Here is a 25,110-nt window from a genome sequence, read left to right on the forward strand (position 1 = left end):
TACATGTTAAAAGATGTCAGAATGGAACCATACGGAATTCAATTATACGAGAGTAAACATACAGGCGGAGACAGAATTGAAGAGCATCATCATCAGGTGTACCAGCTGATTTATGCACTCGAAGGAACGGGTAAGATCATACTGGACGGAAAAGAGTTTCAATTCGAACAAGATCATTTGAGTTTTATTACGCCGTTAACCTCTCATGCGATCGTGTCTAATCATAAATTAACGGTTCTGGTATTAGCATTTGATGGACGTATCATCAATAGCAGTAATCGAGCCTTGTTCGATAAAACGTTATACGAGTCGAAATTCATCGGATTAAATCCATTTAACAGTAGTGAAATCCGCCAGCTATTAAGGACGATGTTATATGAACAGGCGAATCCAAGCTTACATCAAGAAACGGCGTTGCAAACCTTTCTCTCCCATCTGCTGCTTTTAATCGCACGTGGAGAGCAGCACTCCGAGACGGTTGATGCTAATACTTTACGTTCTGAAAGGTTAAAAGAATACATTGACAGTCATTACTTTGATTGGATTCATGCTGAAGATTTGGCAGCGAGACTGGGAATGAGTACGAGACACATGAATACCATTTTCAAAGAAACCTATCAAATTACTCCTATACAATATTTAACGGAAGTACGGATCGGATTGGCAAAGAAAATGCTCGCAGAGACCGAGAAAGATATCGCTTCGATCTGTTTCGAGGTAGGCTTTGAATCGATCTCTACCTTTTACCGGACGTTCAAAAACAGTACCGATATATCGCCACATAAATATCGGACGAAACAACGCCATATGGAACAGTTACCAGAGACACATGACTAATTTTTGTTTTTCGACATAATTCATTTCCGAAATTAAGAAATTCGTTCTTAGATTAATAAGACGAATTTTTTTTATTACGCTAAGATAGGGGTAACTTAGCAATTGAAAGGGGCAATAAGGAATGGCACAACATAAAATTGGAATTATTATGAATGGGGTTACGGGAAGAATGGGAACGAACCAGCACTTGATTCGTTCCATTAAAGCGATTAGAGAGCAAGGCGGTGTCCTGCTTAAAAATGAAGATACATTAATGCCTGATCCGATTCTTGTCGGTCGTAATGAGAAGAAATTGAAAGCGTTGGCAGAAGAACATGGTATCGAACGTTACTCTACTGATCTTGAATCAGCATTAGCTGACGATTACAACGAAATCTATTTTGACTCACAAACTACTGTCAGAAGAGCAGAATCTATTAAACAGGCAATTGCTGCTGGTAAACATATTTATTGTGAGAAGCCAACCGCAACTAATTTAGAAGGTTCTGTAGAATTAGCCAGATTAGCAAGAGAAGCTGGTGTAAAAAATGGTGTTGTCCAGGATAAATTGTTCTTACCAGGTCTTCTGAAATTAAAGCGCCTGATTGATTCTGGTTTCTTTGGAGAAATGCTTTCCGTCAGAATGGAATTTGGTTATTGGGTATTTGAAGGGGATTGGCAAGAAGCACAGCGTCCATCCTGGAATTATCGTAAAGAAGATGGCGGCGGAATTATCGTTGATATGTTTGCACATTGGCGCTATGTGATTGATAATCTGTTCGGTAATGTAAAATCAGTTTCCTGTCTGGGTGCCACACACATTCCGGAGCGTATCGATGAAAATGGTGAAGCCTATAAGGCTACCGCAGATGATGCTGCATATGGAACATTTGAACTGGATAATGGCGTAATCGTGCAAGCCAACTCTTCATGGGCTGTTCGTGTTAATCGCGATGACTTATTAACCATCCAGGTTGATGGTACAGAAGGTAGTGCAGTGGCAGGTCTGCGTGATTGTAAAGTACAGCACCGTGTCAATACTCCGAAGCCAACTTGGAATCCGGATATTGATAATCCATTTGACTTCCAGGATCAATGGCAGGAAGTACCAGCAAATGATGTATTTGATAACGGCTTTAAAGTGCAATGGGAACTGTTCTTAAAGCATGTGTTCACAGGCGAAGCATTCCCTTGGGATCTATTAGAAGGGGCAAAAGGAACACAGCTGTCTGACCTTGGTTTGAAATCATGGGAAGAAAGACGTTGGGTAGACGTACCGGATATTAAATTGTAAGGAGGTACAACAATGACGAAGTTAATTTTGCCAAATAAAGATCGAAGCATATATACGTATGAAGCAAGTGCTTATACACCTTTTGACATTCCAAAGGATAAACCATTTGAGAAGAGAACCGCATTTTCAGCTGCCCATGTGGTAGCTGATCCATTGGCGGATGCGGATCCTACCTTAAATGCTCAAATCGATTGGGACAAAACAATGGAATACCGTCACTATTTATGGTCGCTTGGATTATCTGTTGCAGAGGCAATGGATACGGCACAGCGTGGCATGGGGCTAAGCTGGGAAGGTGCGAAAGAATTAATTTCCCGCTCCACAAAAGAAGCAAAAGCGGTAGGAGGCAATATCGCGAGTGGGGTAGGGACCGATCATTTAGAACCTTCCCCATCTGTCACTTTAGAAGATGTCGAGAGAGCGTATGAAGAGCAGGTATCTTTTGTCGAAGGTGAAGGTGGAAAAATTATTTTAATGGCAAGCCGTGCGCTTGCAGCTTGCGCAAAAGGACCAGAGGATTACCAGCGTGTCTACAATAAAATCTTGCAAAACGTATCCGAGCCTGTTATTTTGCATTGGTTAGGTGATATGTTTGATCCCGCACTGAAAGGTTATTGGGGATATGAAGATGTAGACAAGGCGATGGAAGTATGCTTACAGATAATCCGCGATAATGAATCAAAAGTGGATGGTATTAAGATTTCATTATTAGATGATCAGAAAGAAATCCAAATGCGCAGATTACTACCTGATAGTGTTCGCATGTATACGGGAGACGACTTTAATTATCCAGAATTAATTAAAGGTGATGAGAAGGGCTACAGTCATGCTTTGTTGGGTATCTTTGATGCGATCGCACCAGCTGCTGCGGCAGCAATGCATGCATTAGATGCTGGAGACATGCAAAAGTATGATCAGTTATTGGAAAAAACGGTACCATTATCGCGACATATTTTCCAATCACCTACTTTTTCTTATAAAACAGGTGTTGTCTTTATGGCTTATTTAAATGGTCACCAAGATCACTTCCGCATGATAGGTGGAAAAGAAAGTGCGCGTTCGATTGTACATTTATCTGATCTGTTTGTAATGGCAGATGAAGCTGGCTTGTTACGAGATCCAGCACTGGCAACGGAAAGAATGCGTCTTGCTCTTGAACTAGCAGGTGTGAAACAGGAGGGTGTGCGATGACAGATCAGCAATTAATGAGTCGTCTTAGTCTCAATCAAATTACAATTGAGCAATGGACACTAGAGGAAGCAGTGCAGGGCTGTGTCCGAAATGAAGTACCATGGATTTCGGTCTGGCGTCATAAGATTGCGGAAATAGGACTATCGAAATCTAAAAAATTAATTCAAGATGCTGGCTTGCAGGTGTCCAGTATATGTCGTGGTGGAATGTTCCCTGCGGCGACAGCGAAAGAACGGGCAGATCGTATCGACGATAATAAACGTGCCGTCGAAGAAGCAGCAGAGTTGGGAACCGATACATTAGTATTAGTGTGTGGACCCAGCGCAGATAAAGATATTTTAACGGCGAGAGAGCAAGTAGCAGAAGGCATTGATCAGCTTGTTCCTTTTGCTAAAGATCACGGTGTTAAATTGGCGATCGAACCGCTTCATCCAATGTTTGCTGCCGACAGATCGGTTATTAATACGATGGATCAGGCATCTACCATCGCCGAAAAGTATGCAGCAGATGAAGTAGGTGTGGTAGTCGACGTCTATCATGTCTGGTGGGATCCGAATCTTTATGCGGAAATCGAAAGAGCAAAAGGAAGAATTCTTGGCTTCCATGTATCAGACTGGAAAGTCCCAATGGATGATATGTTCAAAGGCCGTTCTATGATGGGTGATGGCGTGATCGAGATCAATAAAATGCGAAAAGCAGTAGAGACAGCAAGATATCATGGTCCAATTGAAGTGGAGATTATTAACCAATCTTTATGGGACCGTGATGGGGATGATGTACTGAAAGAAGTCAAGCAAAGTTTCGCAAAGCACGTATAAGATAGTTAGGGATGGGATGGAAAGAGTGTATCTTGCTAATAAGATACACTTTTTTCTATATATATGGAGGAGGTTAGCAGTATGACAGAGAAATTTGCACCCGCACCACTTTTTCGGGATCCAATCTATGATGGCGCTGCAGATCCAACAGTCATATGGAACCACTTAGAACAGAAATGGTGGATGTTATATACAAATAGAAGAACAACAAGTCCTGGAATTGGCGTTTCATGGGTTCATGGTACGGATTTAGGAATTGCGAGTTCTGAAGATGGTTGTGATTGGTTATATCGAGGTACTGTCTCAGGGTTAGATGTGCAAAATGGCCGAAACACTTTTTGGGCCCCTGAAGTCATCTATCATGAAGGGATGTATCACATGTATGTCAGTTACATTGAAGGAATTCCTTCCAAATGGGAGGGGCACTACAGGTCTATTTTGCATTATACAAGTAGAGATTTATGGCAATGGAACTATCAAAGCACCCTAGATTTAAGCTCTGCTTTTGTGATCGATGCGGCTGTACACAGACTTCCAAACGGTAAATGGCGGATGTGGTATAAAGATGAAAGAAATGGGAGTCATACCTATGCTGCAGATAGTGATGACTTGTATAACTGGACAACAGGCGAGCCTGTGATAACAGATTTTCCGCATGAAGGAGCAAATGTGTTTAAGTGGCAAGGATTCTATTGGCTGATCGTTGATGAATGGAATGGACAAGGTGTCTATCAATCTGATGATGCGATAGAGTGGAGAAGACACAACAAAATTCTCAGTGAGGACGGTAATAGAAGGGATGACCAAGGCCCCGCGCTTCATGCGGATGTTCTGGTAGTAAAGGAGAAAGCGTATATCTTTTATTTTACACATCCAGACAGGAACAAAGGATATACGGAGGAGAGTTATCAAGCAAAAAGGTCATCGATTCAAATTGCTGAACTTGAGTTAGTGAATGGCAGATTAATATGTGATCGTAACAAAAAAGTATAATTTGTATAGGAGGAGCAGATGATTAACTTTTTGGGAAAATAACAAGTTTACTGATTCAAGGTAACTAGGATAAAAGAAAAAGAGTAGGAAAATAATCTGATAGTCTTTACATTATTAGCTAGTAATGGTAATTTGGTAGTGTAAATGTCGTGTGTTGTGGAGGGGAGAATACTGAGAAAAGTTCATGATTCATTTGCAATATACATAACCATAGCAGTTAGTATTACACTGCTGATTGGTATTGGCTGGTTCGTTCTAAGCTATTATCAAGGAAAGACCGTGTTTAATCAAAATGCAATTAAAGAGTATCCCTATCATCTTCATGAAACGAAGTTAATCTCCTCATCCTCACAAATTTCTGTTACAGAAATGAATACGGATCGGATAGAGGAATCAGAAGAAGAAGAAGAATTGGAGTCGGAAGAGCCATCTGAAGATGCAGAGGAGCTTGATCAAGAAGAGATTGAACAAGAAAATAGCTATTATAATAACTCTTACTCAACAGATGAAAGTATCCGCCAAGATGTTTACGGTAACTAGGTTAAATTTTTCTATCAGCAAATAAAGTATAAAAGTGCAGTTACAGCAGTAATCACACTTGTTAAAAGGTGAAATGATGCCGAGTTTTTCTTTTTTAATACAGCGGAGGTACCATGTGAATAGGAAACGTTATCGTGTCATTCCTGCCATGCTTGTGTTTTTGGGTTTTGTGATTACATATTATGTTCCATCTGCATATCCTTATGTATTTATAGTGATTGCAATATTTGTATTGATTTTCGGTTGGAAGGAAGTAAAAATGAAGTTACAACAAGCCACGACGGAAGATGAAATACGACCAATTGTAGTACCCGTCATACTCACTGCCATGGTATTTATTATCGGGATTTTGTCACTAGTGCTGTAGAGTCTATTCATTAGCTCCGGCCAGCCTTGCAGGACGGGAAGTGGCTGGCAGGAGCGGGTATCTTATCACAAAAAAACATGTCAAAATAAGCTAGAGAGCTATACTTTTGAACCTGAAGTATATTGGTGCTAATCGAGGATAAATCCCATTCTTTTGTTCGTTTCAACCTCGATCACCTGGATTGAGGATGATCGTTTGCAACCAATTCTAAATCTGCAGCTCTAGCATTGGCAATGACCTGTTCGGGACTTTTACAACCGGGAATGACGGTGGTAACGGCCTCATGCTTTAAACACCATGCAAGTGCCCAGCTTGCCATATTGACACCTTCAGGGACTTCATGACGAGCAATTTCTTCCACCATATTTAACACACGTTCCGTCTGATTTTGATCGTGTTTTGATCGGACATCGTTACTTTCAAAAGTAGCGCCTGGCTTATATTTTCCTGATAAGTAGCCACTTGCTAATGGTACTCTTGCTAAAACGCCTAGATCTTGCTGGATAGCTGCTGGATAAATCGCTTCTTCTGGAGCTCGATCAAGACGATTATATACTACTTGAATGGCATCAGCCCCCACTTCTGACGCTTTCTCTGTCTGGAACGGATCATCATTATCTTTTAATGAAATAGCAAGATGTTTAATCTTTCCTGCCTGCTTCTGTTTATCCAGCATGGTCCACAGCTCGTCATTCTGGAATTCGTCATTACTGCAGGAATGGGCCTGATAAACATCGATATAATCCGTTTTTAAAGATTTTAAAGAAGCATCCAGTTGTGTTAAGACTTCGTCAGCGCTCCAATGACGTGTTCTTTCAAAATTGCCATGAAAATGATGTCCGAATTTTGTTGCGACAATCCAGTCTTCCCGATTATCCCGGCTAAAGAAATCACCGATAAATCGCTCTGATAAGTGGTCACCATAACATTCTGCAGTATCAATTAAGTTAATGCCTTCGGTTTTTGCCTGATGTAGAATCTGGTCTACTTCGAGCTGTGTAAAGTCCATTCCCCATTCACCACCATACTGCCATGTACCAAGTCCAACAACAGATACGTTTACATTTGTTTTTCCAAGTCTGCGATATTTCATTTGGACACCTCACTTTATATAGTCATATACCTATAGCATACCCGATAAAAGTATGCAAGTCACAAAATTGACATAAATCTATGAATAAATTGTGAAGTATTGAACAATGTTGTTGCAGAATGACAATAATTTGATATGATGAAAGTGTAGTAAAACAATTATTTAAATACATGTGAAACATTGAACAAGGAGGAGTGAGGAAAATGTTTTTCGAGTTTCTCAGAGAAAATCGTGTTGTTGCAGGGCTGCTGGCATTTATTAGAGTCTACTTAGGTTATCAATGGATGACAGCAGGCTGGGGTAAAATTACCGGTGAAGGTTTTGATGCATCAGGATTTATTCAAGGAGCTATCGCAGGTGCAACGGGTGAACATCCGAGTGTTCAAGGATGGTGGGCTACATTTTTAGAAAACATAGCTTTACCAGGTGCAAGTGTATTTAGCTTCATAGTGATGTGGGGTGAATTGTTAGTAGGTATCGCACTAATATTAGGCATTTTTACTAATTTTGCAGCATTGATGGGAATTATCATGAACTTTGCTTTTGTTCTAAGTGGAACCGTAAGTACAAACGGACAAATGATTTTATTAACTGCTATATTACTAGTTGCTGGTTATAATGCAGGTAGGTTTGGATTAGACAGATATGTGATTCCGTTTTTACACCAATTCATGGAGAAAAGAAGAAATAACGTGAAGCATTTGGTAGCAGGTAGTCATTAAGCACAGTATTTTATGTGAAATATTGAACAAAAAGGGGAGATTAAAGTGTTTACGAATTTATTAAGAAATAATAAAGTTGTTGCAGGTGTGTTGACGTTTATCCGAGTATATTTAGGCTATCAATGGCTGACAGGCGGTTGGGGGAAAATAACAGGCGGTGGATTTGATGCAAGTGGTTTTATTCAAGGTGCGATTGGCCAGGCAACAGGCGATCACCCAGCAGTTCAAGGATGGTGGGCAGCTTTCTTAGAAAATGTCGCAATGCCAGGTGCGAACGTCTTCAGCTTTATGGTAATGTGGGGAGAGTTTCTCGTAGGCTTAGCTTTAATTTTAGGTTTGTTTACTAACTTTGCAGCATTAATGGGAATCATTATGAATTTCGCATTTCTTTTCAGTGGCACCGTAAGCACAAACGGCCAAATGATTTTACTAACGATCTTCATTCTTGTAGCAGGATATAACGCAGGAAGATTCGGTCTGGATCGTTACGTCATCCCATTTTTAAAAAATAAAATAAACCATAGCAACGAAAAAAAATATATTAGACACGCAGAGGCACACTGACAAAAAGATAGCTATTACCAAATAGAAGTCCTTAAACTTCCATCCTGAAGATTAGAAAGCGATTTTGGATGAGCTTTCACTAAAATCTTCTATTATCTAAAATAGATCTGTTAGCAATACCCAGTAAATCCTATACTCAGACCACACGCTCGAACGTTAATGCGTGTGGTTTTTGATTTTAACAGAAAGTATAAAAATGCAGTCTCACCAGTAATCATAGTGAACATGAAGTTTCGTTCCTATAATATGGATTATGTTAACAAAGGCTGTATTGCATAATGGTCATTTTGATATTGATTATCTGCTTAGCAAAGCTCCAGAAATAGGCTCCGCGTCCTGTGGGAACGGCTTCAGCTAGGCTACTACTTTGAACGACTTCTTTACTGCCTTGTGCCGAGGAAGCTTACTTCAAAGCGATAATAGTAGACACAGGCACAAACTAAGTGGATCTTCATCTCGCGCTGATTCCACGGGAGTCTCCGCCTATTTCTTACGCTTATGGGAAGTGCTACAACGTATGGAACAGCTAAAAGCAGTAATTCTAGGCATTTTTCAATAGCTATTATATATGCATACGATCAATATGCTAGCTCTTACAAAAATTGTAGAGTCCCAATTCTAGCGTAGGCCAACTACGGAGACTCCCGCGGGATTATGCAGGCGCTGAAGATCCACAACGTCTGCACCTGCGTCTTCTAGTAACGCTTCGAAGTAGGCTTCCTCGGTGCAAGGCAGCAGAGAAGTATTTCGGGTAGTAGCCTAGCTTCAGCCGTGCCCCGCAGGACGCGGAGTGGTTGGACGGAGCGGTATCCCAGCACATTAAATATCTCAATATGGATGCTTGGCTGCTATGGCTAGTTAACATAATCCATATTATAGGAAGCTCAAATAGTTGTATTCCAAAAATGACAAAGTATTTCCATTTTAATTTTTCTGGACTCATAACAATTTTTAGAAACGTATACCTTAATTAGTAGAAATTTCAGAAAGACAAAAAAAGGCACCCTGCATTTGCAGGGTGCAAAGGGGGACAATCTATTTTGAATCAAAATACTGTACATCTATCCACATCTGGAATGACGTGAACAGTATATGTACACAACAACTATTATTGTAACCGATTTCATTATATAAAATTTAGAAAACGATTACAATAGGTCTTTTGAACTAAATTTATTCAAATTATAGAAATAATAAAATTTTTTTCCTTGAATAAGCTTTAGTATAGAGCTCGTTTTAAAATACGCAAAGCAGTGGGTGATCAGCATGAAAAAACGGCATTTCTATGATCGGCAGCAACGGAAAATTCTATTTTTTATTGGACTTGGTGCTTTTATCCTTGTATTAGCTTTTATCATTTATGGTATTGTTTATCTGTTTTCAGAAGAGCGTCAGGTGGTGCAGGTAGCGGAGCAGTTTTATGAATATGAACAGGAAGGCGATTTCGGTAACTCATGGGAATTATTTCATTCCTCGATGAAAAAAAGATTTAATAAAGGAACGTATATGCAAGATCGTGCCCATGTGTTTCTTAATCATTTTGGTGTGGATTCATTTGATTTTAGTCTTGGAGATCCTTCTGAAATCAAAAACTTTCAATTAACAGAGGATCCTACTGTCGAGTACACGGTGTACCAGATTGATGTTACATCTATGTACAATAGTAAATATGGCTATCTGGAAATAAGGCAGCCGGTGATTTTAATTGAAGAAGATTCGGAGTGGAAAGTTTTGTGGGATTATGACCACTAAGAACGGTAAATGTTGTATTTTCTGTTCATTCATTGTATACTGGTAACTACCATACTAGTATAAAAGGTGATGAAGAAATGGCGAATTTAGGTCAACGAGCAAGGGGATCCTCAAGAGATTACGTGTATAACACGATTAAAGCACAAATCATGAATGGTGAGATACCACCTGGAACAAAATTATCTGAAAAAGAGATTTCTGACAAACTGGAAGTAAGCAGGACGCCAGTAAGGGAAGCGATTCTTAAATTGAATCAGGAAGAGCTGCTGGGCGTTTATCCGCAGATTGGCACAATTGTAACCAAAATTGATTTGAAGTTAGTGGAAGAAGGCAGATTTATTAGAGAGAATATCGAAAAAGCGATTGTCCGGGAAGCGGCAGAAATGATGGATGAGGAAGCACTTCTTCAATTAGAAACCAATCTCACTTTACAGGAATTCTCTCTGGAGAAAGAGTCGTTTCAACGTCTCTTTGAACTAGATGATGAATTTCATCAATTATTATATACAGGGTGCGGGAAAGACCGTACGTGGGAAATGATAAAACGAATGAATATCCAGTTTGACCGACTGCGTTTATTACGTCTTTCCGTTAATCATGATTGGCAGATTATTGTAAGTCAGCATCGAGAGATATTTGAAGCAATCTCTGCTAAAGATGGCGTATTAGCAGAAAAATTAGTAATGGATCACCTTAAACTTGTGAATGTGGAAAAAGATGATTTGAAACTGGACAATCCAGAATTTTTTATTTAGGGGTGACAGCTAATGGATAGCAGTAAATATAAGATGTGGTTACAGTATGAAATATGTACAGTAGAACAGGTGAATGTGCAATATCAGAGTCTGTTGCGTAATGTCGTGATCAAAGGAAACGATCCAATCATTTTTTCGGCAAAGGATGAATTGCAGAGAGCTGTAAAAGGAATGTTAGATCATGAGTTAAGCTGGACTGAGAATGTCCAGGAGGCGAATTTTGTAATCGGTAACATAAATGAAGTAGCTGATTTTCTAAAAGAGGAGCAGCGTCAGTTGTTAACCGATTTAACCGAGGAAGGCTACATAGTTCAAACAAGTAATCAAAAAACGTATATTGTAGGAAATACTGATAAAGGTGTATTGTATGGAGTCCATCATTTTATACGACTAATGCAAATCAATTCAGATCTTTCACAATTGCAAATAGTGGAACAGCCAAAGAATCAGTTTCGGATGATCAATCAATGGGATAATCTGGATGGTACTGTGGAGAGAGGTTATTCAGGTCAATCGATTTTTTATCAAAACGGAAAAATTGTGAAGGATAAAAAGAGAATACGCGATTATGCAAGATACTTATCCTCTGTTGGAATTAATGCGATTTCCATTAATAATGTGAATGTATGGGAAGAGGAAACTTATTTTATTACCAACAAATATCTTGCCGAAATAAAAGCAATAGCGGATATTTTTAGTGCTTATGCTATCAGGCTTTATTTAAGCATCAATTTTGCAAGCCCAATGGCGATTGATGGTTTGTCAACAGCAGATCCTTTAAATAAAGAGGTAAAGCAGTGGTGGAAAGAAAAGGTCGCGGAAATATATGAATACATACCTGATTTTGGTGGTTTTGTTGTTAAAGCGGATTCAGAACATCGCCCGGGCCCGTTTACATATAATCGTGATCATGCAGATGGTGCTAATATGTTAGCCGAGGCATTGGAGCCCTATGATGGTAAAGTCGTTTGGCGCTGTTTTGTCTATAATTGTCTGCAGGATTGGCGTGATCGTGCAACTGATCGTGCAAGGGCTGCTTATGATCACTTTAAACCATTGGACGGAAGATTCCATGAAAATGTCTTGCTGCAAATAAAGAATGGTCCGATGGATTTTCAGGTGCGTGAGCCTGTTTCACCTTTATTAGGTGCGATGCCTCAGACGAATCAATTAGTCGAATTCCAGGTGGCACAGGAGTATACAGGTCAGCAAATCGACCTCTGTTATTTAATACCACAGTGGAAACAGGTGTTAGATTTCGATACCCATATAAAAGGGACAGGATCCACTATTTCAGAAATTGTTGCGGGAAACATACACGCGTATAAGTACAGTGGTATTGCTGCTGTTTCAAACATTGGAGACGATGAAAATTGGACTGGACATACACTTGCTCAAGCAAATTTGTATGGGTATGGGCGCTTAATCTGGGACCCATCATTATCTTCTCAGGAAATCGCAGAGGAATGGATAAGCCAAACATTCGGTAACCAGAAAGAAGTAGTTGAAAAAATTGGAAGCATGCTATTATCTTCGTGGACAATATATGAAAATTATACTGCACCGCTCGGGGTTGGCTGGATGGTGACACCAGGCATCCATTATGGCCCTAATATTGATGGCTATGAATATTCAAGATGGGGTACATACCATTTTGCAGATCGTGAAGGAATAGGTGTAGATCGAACGATAGAAACAGGAACAGGGTACACGGATCAATATGAAGAGCCCAACCGGTCCATTTATAATATTCTCAGTGAATGTCCGGATGAGCTGCTTTTATTTTTTCATCATGTACCATACAAGTATACGTTAAAGAATGGAGAAACTGTTATTCAACATATTTACAACACTCACTTTAAAGGCTATGAGCAAGTAGAAGACTTAATGGATAGTTGGAATAGTCTGGAGTCATTGATGGACAACGACCGATTTAAAAATGTGCAAGATCGATTCCGCAGACAGAAAATAAACGCTAAAGAATGGAGAGACCAGATCAATAGCTACTTTTACCGGAAATCAGGGATTGCAGACCAATATAATCGAACAATTTACTAGTGAATCGATTGTTAGAATAAAAACAACATATATGTCATGCAGAAATAGATTAACAGTTTGATAGTCGTTTCGGAGCAAGCGGCTATCAGTTTCTCGCATAACACGCAGAACTGGATCTTTGTTATAGAGGAGGAATGCACATGCGCATGGTATTTCGCTGGTTTGGTGAAGGCAATGATAGTATCAGTCTTTCACAAGTTAAACAGATCCCTGGTGTAGAAGGAATTGTTTGGGCATTGCATAATGTGCCGGTTGGAGAAATTTGGCCACTGGATAGAATGCAAGAGATAAAAAAACAAGCAAATAAATATAATCTGCACCTGGATGTCGTAGAGAGTGTCAATATTCATGAAACTATTAAACTCGGTACACCGGAACGGGATCACTATATTAATAATTATCTGGAAACGATAAAAAATTTAGCCACAGTCGGTGTGAAAGTAATTTGCTATAACTTTATGCCTGTTTTTGATTGGGTGCGTACTGATTTATTTGGAAAACTATCAGATGACTCGACAGCGTTATTTTATGAGAAAGCGAAAGTAGATGACATGGATCCGATGGAATTGGTAGAGAAAATCGCATCAAATCCAGATTATACAATGCCTGGATGGGAACCGGAGCGATTGGAAACATTGAAGGAGCTATTCCATGCCTATCATGAGGTTAGTACTACAGACTTAATGAATAATCTGGCATATTTTCTAGAGCGGGTTATACCCGTTTGTGAAGCGTATGATATTAAACTAGCTATTCATCCGGATGATCCGCCATGGGAAATTTTCGGCTTACCGCGTATTGTGACGACACAGGAAAGATTGAGAGAAATTATTAATCTAGTACCCAGTCATTGTAACGGGATCACCTTATGTTCAGGTGCGCTTGGTGTCCGAGCAGATAATGATATTGTTTCCATGATTCATGAATTTGCTGATCATATACATTTTGCCCATATTCGAAATGTGAAGTTATTTGATAATGGTGATTTTATCGAAACATCCCACATGACAAGGGATGGTTCCATTGCGATAGACGACATTGTAAAAGCGTATAATCAGATCAGTTTTAAGGGGTATGTGAGACCAGATCATGGCAGACACATTTGGGAAGAACAATGCCGACCTGGTTACGGATTATACGATCGTGCCTTAGGGATTATGTATTTATCTGGGTTGTGGGATGCCTATCAATCGATGAAAAGAAGGGATGAAACTCATGTTACCGATACACAGCAATTTAAAGGATAAAGTAGCGGTTGTTACTGGTGGAGGAGGTGTCCTATGTGGAGCAATGGCAAAAGAACTTGCAAGACAAGGAATGAAGGTGGCCATCCTTAATCGGACCTTTGTTAAAGCAGAAAAGGTTGTTAATGAAATCAAGCAGGAAAAAGGTGAGGCGATGGCAATAGCGTGCGATGTATTGGATCGTAATGCTGTTATTGCAGCAGAGCAGCAAGTGTTTCAGACATTTGGCGCTTGTGATGTACTTATTAATGGCGCAGGCGGCAATCATCCAGATGGCACAACGGCTAATGAGCGATTTAGCAAAGAGGATCAAAGTGATCCAGCCATTCGCAGTTTTTTTGATATGACAACAGAAGGGTTCTCGTCTGTTTTTAATTTAAATTTCATTGGCACCTTGATTCCGACACAAATCTTTGCTGAACGGATGGTGAACCGGCGTACGACGGTTATAAACATTTCTTCAATGAGTGCGCCAAGTCCGATGACCAAAGTACCGGCTTACAGTGCAGCCAAAGCAGCGATCAATAATTTTACTCAATGGCTTGCAGTACATATGGCAGAGGCAAATGTTCGAGTAAATGCGATTGCGCCTGGCTTCTTCTTAACCGATCAAAACAGACCATTATTAACGAAGGAAGATGGTTCACCTACGCCGAGAATGCAAAAAATCATCGATCATACACCAATGGAAAGGCTCGGATCGGCAGAAGATCTATTAGGAACGCTTTTATGGTTGACTGACGAGGAAGCTAGTGGCTTTGTGACGGGCACATGTATTCCGGTAGATGGCGGATTTATGGCGTATAGCGGGGTGTAGGGATGAAAGATGTCATTACAGTTGGTGAATCAATGATTTTATTCACACCTGCTACGTCGCCGATGCTGAGATATGCAGAGACTTTCTCGAAAGATATAGGTGGTGCAGAGTCTAACGTCGCAATCGGATTAGCTCGATTAGGTCATGATGTCGGCTGGATCAGCAGGCTTGGTAATGATGAGTTTGGCACTTTTATTATGAACAGAATTCGGGGGGAAGGGGTGGATGTCAGTCAGGTAAAGCGGGATGACGAATATCCAACCGGTTTATATTTTAAAGAGATCCGTCATGCAAGAGATGTGCGTGTCCAATATTACCGAAAAGGATCAGCCGCCAGTCAGCTTTCAATTAATGATATCGATGAGACATATTGGATAGAGGCAAAATACCTTCATTTGACAGGGATAACGCCTGCTCTCAGCGACTCAGCCTATGAAACAGTAGTGTTACTAATGAAGCAGGCAATAGCAAATAACGTTAAAATTGTCTTTGATCCTAACATACGTCGGAAGCTGTGGCCTGATATTAAAGCACGTTCCGTATTGAAGGAATTAATTAGTTATGCAGATATTGTGCTACCAGGCATGGAGGAAGCAACTTTTTTATTTGGTGAAGAGGACCCGGAGAAAGCAGCTGCGTTATTTTTAGAAGCTGGCAGTGAGCAGGTGATCATCAAGTTAGGCGAGCGAGGTGCCTATTATAAAACAGCAAACGAAAATGGATTTGTTTCTCCGTATCAAGTGAAAGAGGTTATCGATCCGGTCGGTGCTGGTGACGGTTTTGCGGCAGGATTCATCTCTGGATTACTTGACGGTTTACCGACGGAACAAGCTGTGAAGCGAGCGAATGCAGTTGGCGCCATTCAGACGCAAATAGCAGGAGATTATCAAGGTTTACCAGATCGGGGAGAATTAGAGCAGTTTATGTATAGACAATCAAATCAGGATGTCAAAAGGTAGGTGGCCGATATGGAGGGTTTACAGAGAATGACTGATACAGGGGTTATTGCCGTTATGCGGGATATGACGCCTGAGACAATTATTCCAGTTGCGCAAGCATTGTATGATGGTGGCGTAACCATTTTAGAAATTACTGTGGAAACACCAAAGGTTTTAACATTAATGGAAATGGTCAAAGACAGATTTGGCGATGATGTGATGGTAGGTGCTGGTACGGTATTGGATGCAGAAACGGCAAGAGCAGCTCTAATGGCTGGAGCATCCTTTATATTTTCCCCAATAGTAAGAAAAGAGACGATTCAGATGACCAAGCGTTATGGTGCTGTTTCCGTTGCTGGTGCCTTTACACCAACGGAAATAGTAACGGCATATGAGAATGGTGCAGATATGATCAAGGTATTCCCAGCCAGTGTACTTGGACCACGTTTTTTTAAAGATTTAAAAGGTCCTTTACCCCATATCCCTGTGATGCCAACCGGTGGAATCGATCCCCGCAACGCAGGAGAGTATATCCAAGCCGGAGCGGTAGCGATAGGTGCTGGAAGTACATTGGTGAAAGGAACGACTGAACTGTCGGAAGCATATTTAACCGATATTTCTGTAAAAGCAAAACAATTTATCACTGAAGTGAAAAAAGCAAGAAAATAGCAGGTAATACGTTCTCTTCCTTAAAAAGGATGTTTGATCTTCACGGAATTGGGTTATAACCAATAAATGAGGAGTTATGAAGGAGGAGAAAAGATGGAGGAAAGATCTCAGCACTATCAACATGACTCATCACGTAAGAATTATGTAGATCAACGTATGCAGCAGCATAACCGATTTTATAAAAATATTTATCATATTTTATATACGATCAATGATTTTACCATAGCGGTCTGGTTTTTAGTCGGAAGTATCTTTTTCTATTTTGAATCATTGAAAACATGGGGTGTCACACTATTTGTCATCGCCAGTGTGCAATTCCTCATCAAACCATCGATCCGCCTCGTGCACGAGTTCTCAGCACGAAAGCATTATGGCAAAGAGTATGATCGGACACAATTATAATCAAAGAAGCAGCTTACTTTCTTTAAGAAGAGTTGCTTCTTTTTTTAACGTGATGATGTAAGTAAGTGGATATAGTAGAAAAAAACAATTAAGGTATAAATAGGTGCGTTTTAACTACTAGTTGAAGCAAACTGCGAACTAATGACAATTTGGCGATGTATCATATTTTAAGCTAAGTAAGAATCTATCTAATGCTGTAAGATTGTATTTCCATTTGGTGATTATGACATTTTTATTGTGCGTAGCAAAGCTCCGGAGATATGCTCCGCGTCCTGTGGGCACGACTTCAGCTAGGCTACTACTTGAATTACTTCCTTCCTGCCTTGTGCAGAGGAAGCTTACTTCGAAGCGATACTTTCAGACGCGGGCACAAATGAAGTGGATCTTCAGTTCGCGCTGTTTCCACGGGAGTCTCCGCATATTTCCTACGCTTAAGGAAGTGCTACAACGCATAGAACAGCTAAAAGCAGTGGTGCTAGGCATTATACATATTAAAGATGAGGTATAGACACTAAAGGACACCGCTCAAAATACTAGCTGTATTATCAGTTGTAGAGCAAAACCATAGCGTAGGCCAACCACGGAGACTCCCGTGGGACGTGCAGGTGCTGAAGATCCACTTTGTGAAGCGTTCTTCTTTACAAAGTTAGCTTCAGCCGTGCCCCACAGGACGCGGAGTGGTTGGACGGAGCGATATCATAACACTAAGAACGTTTCAATATGGTCTCAAGGTTTAAGAACACACATCCTGTTACTTCGCATTATATATTTACAGCATAAAAAAGCGGAAGGTACCATGAATATCGTTTGATGACAATCATGGTACCTTCCGCTTTTAATTTGACTGGCAAGTAAATTATTGTTACATAGCAATGGAACGAGTGTATCGTGCAGGAAAAGTGGTTTAGAACAACTGCCATTTCACTTTGCTGGCTTCTTTAAAGCGGTCGTTGACATTATCCCAGTTCACTACATTCCACCAGTTATCGATGTATGCTGCTTTGTCATTATAATGCTGCAGGTAATAGGCATGTTCCCATACATCTAGTACTAGCAGTGGAATGGTATCAGGAACCTGGAATAACTGATGTTTTTCAAACGATTGAACGGCTAATTTTCCGCTTCTTGGCGTCCATAATAGCACAGCCCAGCCATCACCTTCCACGGAGTTAGCTGCTTTCGTAAACATATCTTTAAATGCTCTCCAGGAACCAAAGTCTTTCTCGATCTGCCGTAAAATAGCGCCATCCGGTTTTTTCTTGCTTTTCGGTGTCATATTGTACCAGAAAATAGTGTGTAAATAATGACCAGATCCATGAAATGCCTGCTCCCGTAACCAATGTTTAATAGGATCTTTCTTATCAATATATAATGCTTTTTCGGCTTTGTTTAAACCATCTACATATGCCCGATGATGCTTCTGATGGTGAAGACGCATGATTTGTTCACTAATGTATGGCTCAAGTGCATTATAGGCATACGGTAATGGTGGCAATTTGTGCTTTCCATATGGAACACTGCTTGCATCTTGTGGTTTTCGGAAATTTTCAACAAGTTGCTCCGCTTGCATTCTGACATCTTCTAATCGATCCATATCCTCATCCTGATTAGATGCCATCATGTCAGACAAGTTTTCTTGCCAAATTTCCACCTGTTCAGTGGCATGTTTGATTTCTTCTTCTGTCAAATCGGAGTCTTTCAATTTTTGTTTTACTTTTTCGCCCCATTCTAATAACTTCTCCAAATAGGCTTGGTAATCTTTATCCATGACATCACCCCATGTCAGCATATGATATTCGCTGACATGGGGTGATGATTAATTCGCGATCATTTCATTTCCTGTTTCTTGAAAGAATTTTTCGATATTGAAGGCGGCGATACCTAATACAGTGGAATGCTGCTTTAATTTTGCCGGACTAACGTGTACATCATTTTTGTTAAAACCGATTGTATTTTTTTCGATCCTCTTTTCAATCGCTGGCAGCAAGTGTTTTTCGGCGGCAAGTATCGTATTTCCGATTACGACCTGTTCTGGGTTGAAAATATGGATAATATTTGTGATGCCAACCCCAATGTAATCACCAATTTCGTGAAGAATGTTCAGTGCTTTCGCTTCTCCATTATCCGCAGCAGTTACGATTTCTTCTAACGAGCCTGTCTGATAACCGGCGTCTGCTGCTTTTTCTAGCAATGCATTTTCAGAGGCATATAATTCCCAACATCCTTGGTTTCCGCAGCGGCAGGTTTTGCCATCTTTTTCAATTGTCATGTGACCTAACTCTCCAGAGAAACCACGTAATCCCCGGTACAGCTTCCCATTTAATAATAGACCGACTCCAATTCCAATACTGATACTGGCGTAGATCAATTCGTTCGCCATTTCGCCAGCACCATACATTTTTTCCCCGTATGCTCCAGCATTGGCTTCATTTTCTACCGTGACAGGTATTTGATAGCGGTCTGTGAGTAGTTGTTTCAATGGGACCTTCTTCCATTCCAAGTTAGGAGCAAGCAAAATTTCTCCTTCGGTTGTCACCACGCCAGGCACCCCAATGCCGATGCCGACGATGCCATATTCAGATGGCGGTGCTTCTTCTTTCAATTGATCGATCAGTTGATATAAAGAGGATAGTACTTGATCCAAGTCGTGACTTTCAAAATGCGTCTTTTTTTCTAAAATTATATTGCCGCGCAGGTCAGTTAATACAGCTAAGATGTTCTGGACACCGAGGTCGACGGATATTGTAAATCCTGCTTTCTCATTAAGAAGAAGAATGACAGGCCTTCTTCCGCCGCTTGAAGCTGCTGTGCCAGATTCGTGAATTAGTTTTTCGTCGATTAATTCACTGACCAGGGAAGAGACGGTTCCTTTATTTAAACCGGTAACCTGGGCTATACTTGCACGCGAGATAGGAGCTTTCCCCAAAATTGTTTTTAATACTAATGCTTTGTTTTCTTTCTTGACGACATATTGATTCCATGTTTGACTCATGCGCTACACTCATTTCTTTATGCATATTAAATTAGAACTATTTTAACATATGATCTAAAATAATTCTATTATCTTTGTTTATTCACTAGACAAACTTACTGTGACTTGCTATAATAATCACGAAATCAATTAAGCCTAATTAGGTGATGGAGGTATGAATAAATGACATGGTTTGAAAACGTTAACAAGATTCAATATGAAGGACCTAAATCAAAAAATCCACTAGCATTTAAATTTTATAATCCGGAAGAAAAAATAAATGGTCAGACAATGGAAGAATTTCTTCGCTTCGGTGTGGCATACTGGCATACGTTCACAGAAGATTTATCAGACCCATTTGGTACAGGTACTGCATTACGCAACTGGGATAAATATACAGGTATGGACCGTGCTAAAGCAAGAGTAGAGGCTGCTTTTGAATTCTTCGATAAGCTCGGTGTGAAGTACTTCTGTTTTCATGATGTAGATATTGCACCGGAAGGAGATTCACTACGCGAAACATATCAAAATCTTGACACGATTGTTGCCTTGATTAAAGATCATATGAAAGACAGCGATACCAAATTACTTTGGAATACGGCTAATAACTTTACTAATCCACGATTTGTACATGGTGCAGCTTCTTCTAGTAATGCTGATGTATTTGCTTATGCTGCAGCAAAAGTGAAGAAGCAATTAGAGATTGGAAAAGAATTAGGTGGAGAAAATTATGTGTTCTGGGGTGGTAGAGAAGGGTATGAAACCCTGTTAAATACAGATTTAGCTTTGGAGCAGGATAACCTTGGGCGTTTCTTCCATATGGCAGTTGATTATGCGAAAGAAATTGGCTTTGACGCTCAATTCTTAATTGAACCAAAACCAAAAGAACCGACTACACACCAATATGATTTCGACTCGCAATCTGCCCATGCCTTTTTACTAAAATATGGTCTGCAGGATCACTTCAAATTAAATATTGAAGCGAACCATGCGACACTTGCTGGCCACACGTTTGAGCATGAGCTCCGTTATGCACGTGTTAACGGCTTATTAGGGTCTGTAGATGCCAACCAAGGCGATCCATTATTAGGCTGGGATACCGATGAATTCCCTGCTGATATTTATTCTACAACTCTAGCAATGTATGAAATTATTAAAAATGGCGGACTTGGTTCAGGTGGTCTGAACTTTGATGCGAAAGTACGCCGTGGCTCCTTTGAGCAAGATGATCTTTTCCATGCGCATATTGCTGGTATGGATCACTTCGCGGTCGGCTATAAAGTGGCAAGCCAGCTTGTAGAAGATCAAGTATTTGAAAACATCATCAATGATCGTTACGCAAGCTTCAAAGAAGGAATTGGTAAGGATATCGTAGATGGTAAAGCTGATTTCAAATCACTAGAAGAACACGCGCTCAACTTAAAAGAAATTAAAAATAAGTCTGGTCGTCAAGAGCTGATTAAAGCTACGATTAATCAATACTTACTAAATGCTTATGCAAATCAATAATCGGTAAAGAAAAGACTTAGCTGTCTGCGTGACGGCTAAGTCTTTACTAAAGAGAGGAGTGTTACGATGAGCTATGTCATTGGGGTAGATTTAGGTACCAGTGCTGTCAAATTGCTATTAGTGAACAAGCAAGGGGAAGTAGTTCAGGAGGTTTCCAAGGAATACCCGCTGATCCAGGAAAAAACCGGTTACTCTGAACAAAAGCCGGAGGATTGGGTCCAACAGACGCTGGCAGGATTACACGAGCTAGTCGAGCAGTTCGATGGAAATCCAGCAGAGATTGAAGGGTTAAGTTTCTCCGGGCAAATGCACGGATTAGTTTTATTAGATGAAAATCAAGATGTGTTACGCAATGCAATTTTGTGGAATGATACGAGAACCACTGCTCAATGTAAAGAAATATATGATAAAGTCGGTAAAGACAAATTTATTAACATTACTAAAAATCTAGCTTTAGAAGGATTTACGTTACCTAAACTATTGTGGGTAAAAGAGAATGAACCAGATTTATTTGCGAAAGCATCGACCTTTGTCTTACCAAAGGATTATGTTCGTTATCGTCTGACTGGAACAATCCACATGGATTATTCAGATGCTGCCGGCACTAGCTTGCTAGATGTTGCTGATAAATCATGGAGTAAAGAAATCTGTGATGACTTAGGATTAGATGTATCGCTATGCCCTCCGTTAGTTGACTCACATGAAAATGTCGGAACAATAACATCTGAAATAGTAGCAGCAACGGGACTAACATCAGATACTAATGTATTTGCAGGCGGAGCGGATAATGCTTGTGGTGCGATCGGATCTGGGATTTTGTCAGAAGGAAAGACGTTTGCAAGCATCGGGACTTCTGGTGTTGTGCTGTCTTATGAGCCTTCCGGTGATAAAGACTACCAAGGGAAAGTCCATTATTTTAATCACGGGGAACAAGATGCCTACTATGCTATGGGGGTTACATTAGCGGCAGGTCACAGTTTGAACTGGTTCAAAAAAACATTTGCACAGGAACTATCTTTTGATGAACTATTAACAGGTATTGGAGACGTGCCAGCAGGTGCTAATGGTTTGCTTTTTACACCGTATATAGCAGGGGAAAGAACGCCACATGATGATTCACAGATTCGCGGCAGTTTTGTTGGTATGGACAGTTCTCATACCTTGAAAGACTTTGCTCGTGCAGTTCTGGAAGGCATTACGTTTTCACTGAATGAATCGATTGCAATATTCAGAGAGAATGGAAAGCAAATTGATACGATTTATTCGATAGGTGGTGGCGCTAAGAATGCTGATTGGCTGCAAATGCAAGCAGATATTTTTAATGCCAACATTGTAAAACAAAAAAGTGAACAAGGTCCAGGAATGGGCGCAGCTATGCTCGCAGCTTATGGCTCAGGCTGGTTCTCTTCACTTAAAGAATGCGCTGATATGATATTAGAAGATGCTGAAACTTATCAGCCAATTCCGGAAAATGTAGAGAAATATCAGAGACTGTTTACTTTATACAAACAAGTTTATCAGCAAACAACGTCATTGAACGATGGCTTGATGGAATTTAGAAACTAACAGGATACACACCTGTGTACTATGGTATCTGGGATTTGCACATAAGAAGAACCGAACGGAATCGAATGTAGTCCATTTGATTTATCGTTCGGTTTTTTTAACAAAATGTATAAAAGTGCAGTAACAGCAGTAATCATATTGAACATGAAGATTAATTATGTTAACTAAGGCTTTATTGCAAAATGGTCATTTTGATATAGATTATCTGCTTAGCAAAGCTCCGGAAATAGGCTCCGCGTCCTGTGGGCACGGCTTCAGCTAACTTGGTAAAGAAAATTCTTTTCTTTACCAAGTGGATCTTCAGCTCGCGCTGATTCCACGGGAGTCTCCGCCTATTTCCTACGCTTAAGAAAAGTGCTACAACGGATGTAACAGCAAAAAGCAGTGGTTCTAGGCATTTTTCAATAGCTATTATATATGCATACGATCAACATGCTATCTCTTACAAAAGTTGTAGAGTCTACATCTTAGCGTAGGCCAACCACGTAGACTCCCGCGGGACAGGCAGGCGCTGAAGATCCACTTTGTGAAGTGATCTTCTTCACAAAGTTAGCTTCAGCCGTGCCCCGCAGGACGCGAAGTGGTTGGCCGGAGTGGTATCCCAGCACATAAATCATTTCAAAATAAACACTAAGCTGTTAGTTGTTATAATCCATATTATAGGTAGTTGTATATTATGTTGTTCATTAGACTGGCTGGCTCCACGTTAGGGATATTTCTGGCTATTCAGCAGGATACCATATTTTGAAATTGCCGCTAAGCGCTAACAAGCTGAAAAAATATAAGCAATTGTCATAATATCTTCTGATACCGGTTCGTGCCGGTGTATTCCAGAACAGGTCAACAGCTTTTCTGGCGTTTGCGCCATTCGTCGCTAGGGAAGCCATCGCATTTGCTGCGACGAGACCGACTGGATGGAGCGCTTTATCTTCAAGAGGTGTGCCATCAATAGCATATCTTCTGTATTCATCCGGATGTTTATCAGCGAAAAAAGCTTGAATCTTTTCAGCAACTACGACAGGACAGGCATTATCCTGAAACCATAAATAATCCAAGCCAATGTTACAAGCGACCCGATAGGAGTCACTGTAAAAATGGCCAAATCCCCGTATATGATTTGGCGTCCCATCGTAAAAAGCATATTCCGGAGTTAAGCCTGTAACAGGGTGAGCGGATGCAGCGATATACTGGCGACTGCTAATAGCTGCCTGATGCCAGAATGCTTGATCATCTTCATAGCACCAGAGGGCAAACAACTCATAAAAATGGGGTAAATGATAAGATGGATCAGAAAATTCTACACTTGGGACAAATTTGATCAGCTTATTATCAGGATCCCACATTGGGTAGCCATCACCATTCTCTCCTTTGTGGAGACAACGATGCAGCAGCTCTTTTGCATGTTTACTATATTCATAGATCCCCGTGCCATTTCCCCAACGATGTGCAGCAAAAAATAATGCAAGAGCAAAATACTCCTCGCCATCTGGTGCAGGGCCGTAAGCATTTTTTGCCCCGTCCGGTTGACAAGACCAGGCAAAGTACCCGGCATTTTCTCCTTCCTCCATATACATATAGGTCATCGCCCAATTCCATAAACGATCAAACACATTCTTATGATCCATTTGGAGCGCCATCATCATGCCATAAGACATGCCTTCTGTCCGAACATCATCATTGCCTGTATCCAGTATATATCCTAGGTTTTCTCCAACTGGATAATAGATTCGAGTATCCTGTTCGCTTGGATCAAATAGCATCTTCCATGTACTTTGCACCTTTTGGTTAATTTCTTCCTTACGATACCCGTATTCTTCTAATAGATTGCGATTATTTCTAGCCAGTTTCACAGATTTTACTTTCATGTTTTTTCCTCCTTCAATGCAGAATAAAGCAAAGTGGTATAAACAATGGGTGGGTAGAATAATTATCCATAAATGATAAAATAAGAAAAAGATCTTTTCATCATAATGAAAGTATACTATAATGAGTATGTTCGATGGATAAACAAAGTATATTTTTTTCTTTGAA

Annotated in this window: 23 protein-coding genes; 19 read left to right on the plus strand and 4 right to left on the minus strand. The window is 40.3% G+C overall.

All coding sequences use genetic code 11. The annotated features are described in order from the left end of the window. The first annotated feature begins 3 nt into the window (after positions 1-3). The 7 genes from MUN87_RS20935 to MUN87_RS20965 all read left to right on the plus strand — a co-directional run bounded on the left by MUN87_RS20935 (position 4) and on the right by MUN87_RS20965 (position 6,019). Positions 4-837: a helix-turn-helix transcriptional regulator gene (locus MUN87_RS20935; protein WP_244743771.1), complete on the plus strand. Its 834-nt coding sequence runs from the start codon at positions 4-6 to the stop codon at positions 835-837. Positions 838-958: 121 nt separating this feature from the next. Further along, complete coding sequence (locus MUN87_RS20940) at positions 959-2,110, plus strand: Gfo/Idh/MocA family protein (RefSeq protein WP_244743773.1); 1,152 nt, start codon at positions 959-961, stop codon at positions 2,108-2,110. Between the two features lie 12 nt (positions 2,111-2,122). Next, positions 2,123-3,301 (plus strand): dihydrodipicolinate synthase family protein, encoded by a 1,179-nt coding sequence (locus MUN87_RS20945; protein WP_244743775.1) that lies wholly within the window; start codon positions 2,123-2,125, stop codon positions 3,299-3,301. Continuing rightward, positions 3,298-4,119 (plus strand): sugar phosphate isomerase/epimerase family protein, encoded by an 822-nt coding sequence (locus tag MUN87_RS20950; RefSeq protein WP_244743776.1) that lies wholly within the window; start codon positions 3,298-3,300, stop codon positions 4,117-4,119. Before MUN87_RS20945 ends, MUN87_RS20950 begins: the two co-directional genes overlap by 4 nt. Positions 4,120-4,200: 81 nt before the next feature. Next, positions 4,201-5,112: a glycoside hydrolase family protein gene (locus tag MUN87_RS20955; RefSeq protein ID WP_244743778.1), complete on the plus strand. Its 912-nt coding sequence runs from the start codon at positions 4,201-4,203 to the stop codon at positions 5,110-5,112. Positions 5,113-5,256: 144 nt separating this feature from the next. Beyond that, positions 5,257-5,652 (plus strand): hypothetical protein, encoded by a 396-nt coding sequence (locus tag MUN87_RS20960; protein WP_244743780.1) that lies wholly within the window; start codon positions 5,257-5,259, stop codon positions 5,650-5,652. 115 nt (positions 5,653-5,767) lie between these two features. Then, a complete protein-coding gene (locus MUN87_RS20965) occupies positions 5,768-6,019 on the plus strand; it encodes a hypothetical protein (protein WP_244743782.1) in 252 nt (83 codons plus the stop codon). A 172-nt stretch (positions 6,020-6,191) separates the two neighbouring features. On the opposite strand, the gene MUN87_RS20970 is transcribed toward MUN87_RS20965, so the two are convergent. Further along, complete coding sequence (locus tag MUN87_RS20970) at positions 6,192-7,112, minus strand: aldo/keto reductase (RefSeq protein WP_244743784.1); 921 nt, start codon at positions 7,110-7,112, stop codon at positions 6,192-6,194. A gap of 203 nt (positions 7,113-7,315) precedes the next feature. Between MUN87_RS20970 and MUN87_RS20975 the strand changes: the two genes are divergently transcribed. From MUN87_RS20975 to MUN87_RS21020, 10 genes are all read left to right on the plus strand, one after another. Further along, complete coding sequence (locus tag MUN87_RS20975; protein ID WP_244743786.1) at positions 7,316-7,834, plus strand: DoxX family protein; 519 nt, start codon at positions 7,316-7,318, stop codon at positions 7,832-7,834. A 45-nt stretch (positions 7,835-7,879) separates the two neighbouring features. After that, positions 7,880-8,398, plus strand: a complete 519-nt coding sequence (locus MUN87_RS20980; RefSeq protein WP_244743787.1) for a DoxX family protein — start codon at positions 7,880-7,882, stop codon at positions 8,396-8,398. Positions 8,399-9,664: 1,266 nt separating this feature from the next. Next, positions 9,665-10,150 (plus strand): hypothetical protein, encoded by a 486-nt coding sequence (locus MUN87_RS20985; protein WP_244743789.1) that lies wholly within the window; start codon positions 9,665-9,667, stop codon positions 10,148-10,150. Between the two features lie 77 nt (positions 10,151-10,227). After that, positions 10,228-10,905 carry a GntR family transcriptional regulator gene (locus MUN87_RS20990; RefSeq protein ID WP_244743791.1) on the plus strand — a complete coding sequence of 226 codons (678 nt, stop codon included), beginning with the start codon at positions 10,228-10,230 and terminating at the stop codon, positions 10,903-10,905. A 12-nt stretch (positions 10,906-10,917) separates the two neighbouring features. Continuing rightward, on the plus strand, positions 10,918-12,963 hold the full coding sequence (locus MUN87_RS20995; RefSeq protein WP_244743792.1) for an alpha-glucuronidase family glycosyl hydrolase: 2,046 nt from the start codon (positions 10,918-10,920) through the stop codon (positions 12,961-12,963). 140 nt (positions 12,964-13,103) lie between these two features. Continuing rightward, positions 13,104-14,210, plus strand: coding sequence for a mannonate dehydratase (gene uxuA, locus MUN87_RS21000; protein WP_244743794.1), 1,107 nt, complete (start codon positions 13,104-13,106; stop codon positions 14,208-14,210). Then, a complete protein-coding gene (locus MUN87_RS21005) occupies positions 14,179-15,024 on the plus strand; it encodes an SDR family oxidoreductase (RefSeq protein WP_244743796.1) in 846 nt (281 codons plus the stop codon). The genes uxuA and MUN87_RS21005 overlap by 32 nt, the downstream gene beginning before the upstream one ends. 2 nt (positions 15,025-15,026) lie before the next feature. Continuing rightward, positions 15,027-15,983, plus strand: coding sequence for a sugar kinase (locus MUN87_RS21010; protein ID WP_244743797.1), 957 nt, complete (start codon positions 15,027-15,029; stop codon positions 15,981-15,983). Between the two features lie 9 nt (positions 15,984-15,992). Then, on the plus strand, positions 15,993-16,631 hold the full coding sequence (locus MUN87_RS21015) for a bifunctional 4-hydroxy-2-oxoglutarate aldolase/2-dehydro-3-deoxy-phosphogluconate aldolase (protein WP_244743799.1): 639 nt from the start codon (positions 15,993-15,995) through the stop codon (positions 16,629-16,631). 93 nt (positions 16,632-16,724) lie between these two features. After that, entirely contained in the window at positions 16,725-17,033 is a 309-nt protein-coding gene (locus MUN87_RS21020; protein ID WP_244743800.1) for a YrhK family protein, read from the plus strand. Positions 17,034-17,937: 904 nt separating this feature from the next. Here the strand turns inward: MUN87_RS21020 and MUN87_RS21025 are convergent. Continuing rightward, the gene (locus tag MUN87_RS21025) at positions 17,938-18,801 is read right to left on the minus strand and encodes a superoxide dismutase (RefSeq protein ID WP_244743802.1); all 864 of its coding nucleotides are present in this window, start codon (positions 18,799-18,801) and stop codon (positions 17,938-17,940) included. Between the two features lie 48 nt (positions 18,802-18,849). Continuing rightward, on the minus strand, positions 18,850-20,025 hold the full coding sequence (locus MUN87_RS21030; protein ID WP_244743803.1) for an ROK family transcriptional regulator: 1,176 nt from the start codon (positions 20,023-20,025) through the stop codon (positions 18,850-18,852). Between the two features lie 162 nt (positions 20,026-20,187). Between MUN87_RS21030 and xylA the strand changes: the two genes are divergently transcribed. Together xylA and xylB are read left to right on the plus strand one after the other, a co-directional pair. Next, positions 20,188-21,513, plus strand: coding sequence for a xylose isomerase (gene xylA, locus MUN87_RS21035; RefSeq protein WP_244743804.1), 1,326 nt, complete (start codon positions 20,188-20,190; stop codon positions 21,511-21,513). 66 nt (positions 21,514-21,579) lie between these two features. Further along, complete coding sequence (gene xylB, locus MUN87_RS21040) at positions 21,580-23,079, plus strand: xylulokinase (protein ID WP_244743805.1); 1,500 nt, start codon at positions 21,580-21,582, stop codon at positions 23,077-23,079. A gap of 722 nt (positions 23,080-23,801) precedes the next feature. Here the strand turns inward: xylB and MUN87_RS21045 are convergent. Further along, positions 23,802-24,944 (minus strand): family 8 glycosyl hydrolase, encoded by a 1,143-nt coding sequence (locus MUN87_RS21045; RefSeq protein ID WP_244743806.1) that lies wholly within the window; start codon positions 24,942-24,944, stop codon positions 23,802-23,804. Positions 24,945-25,110: the final 166 nt, after the last annotated feature.

Source organism: Gracilibacillus salinarum (assembly GCF_022919575.1).
Lineage (GTDB): Bacteria > Bacillota > Bacilli > Bacillales > Amphibacillaceae > Gracilibacillus > Gracilibacillus salinarum.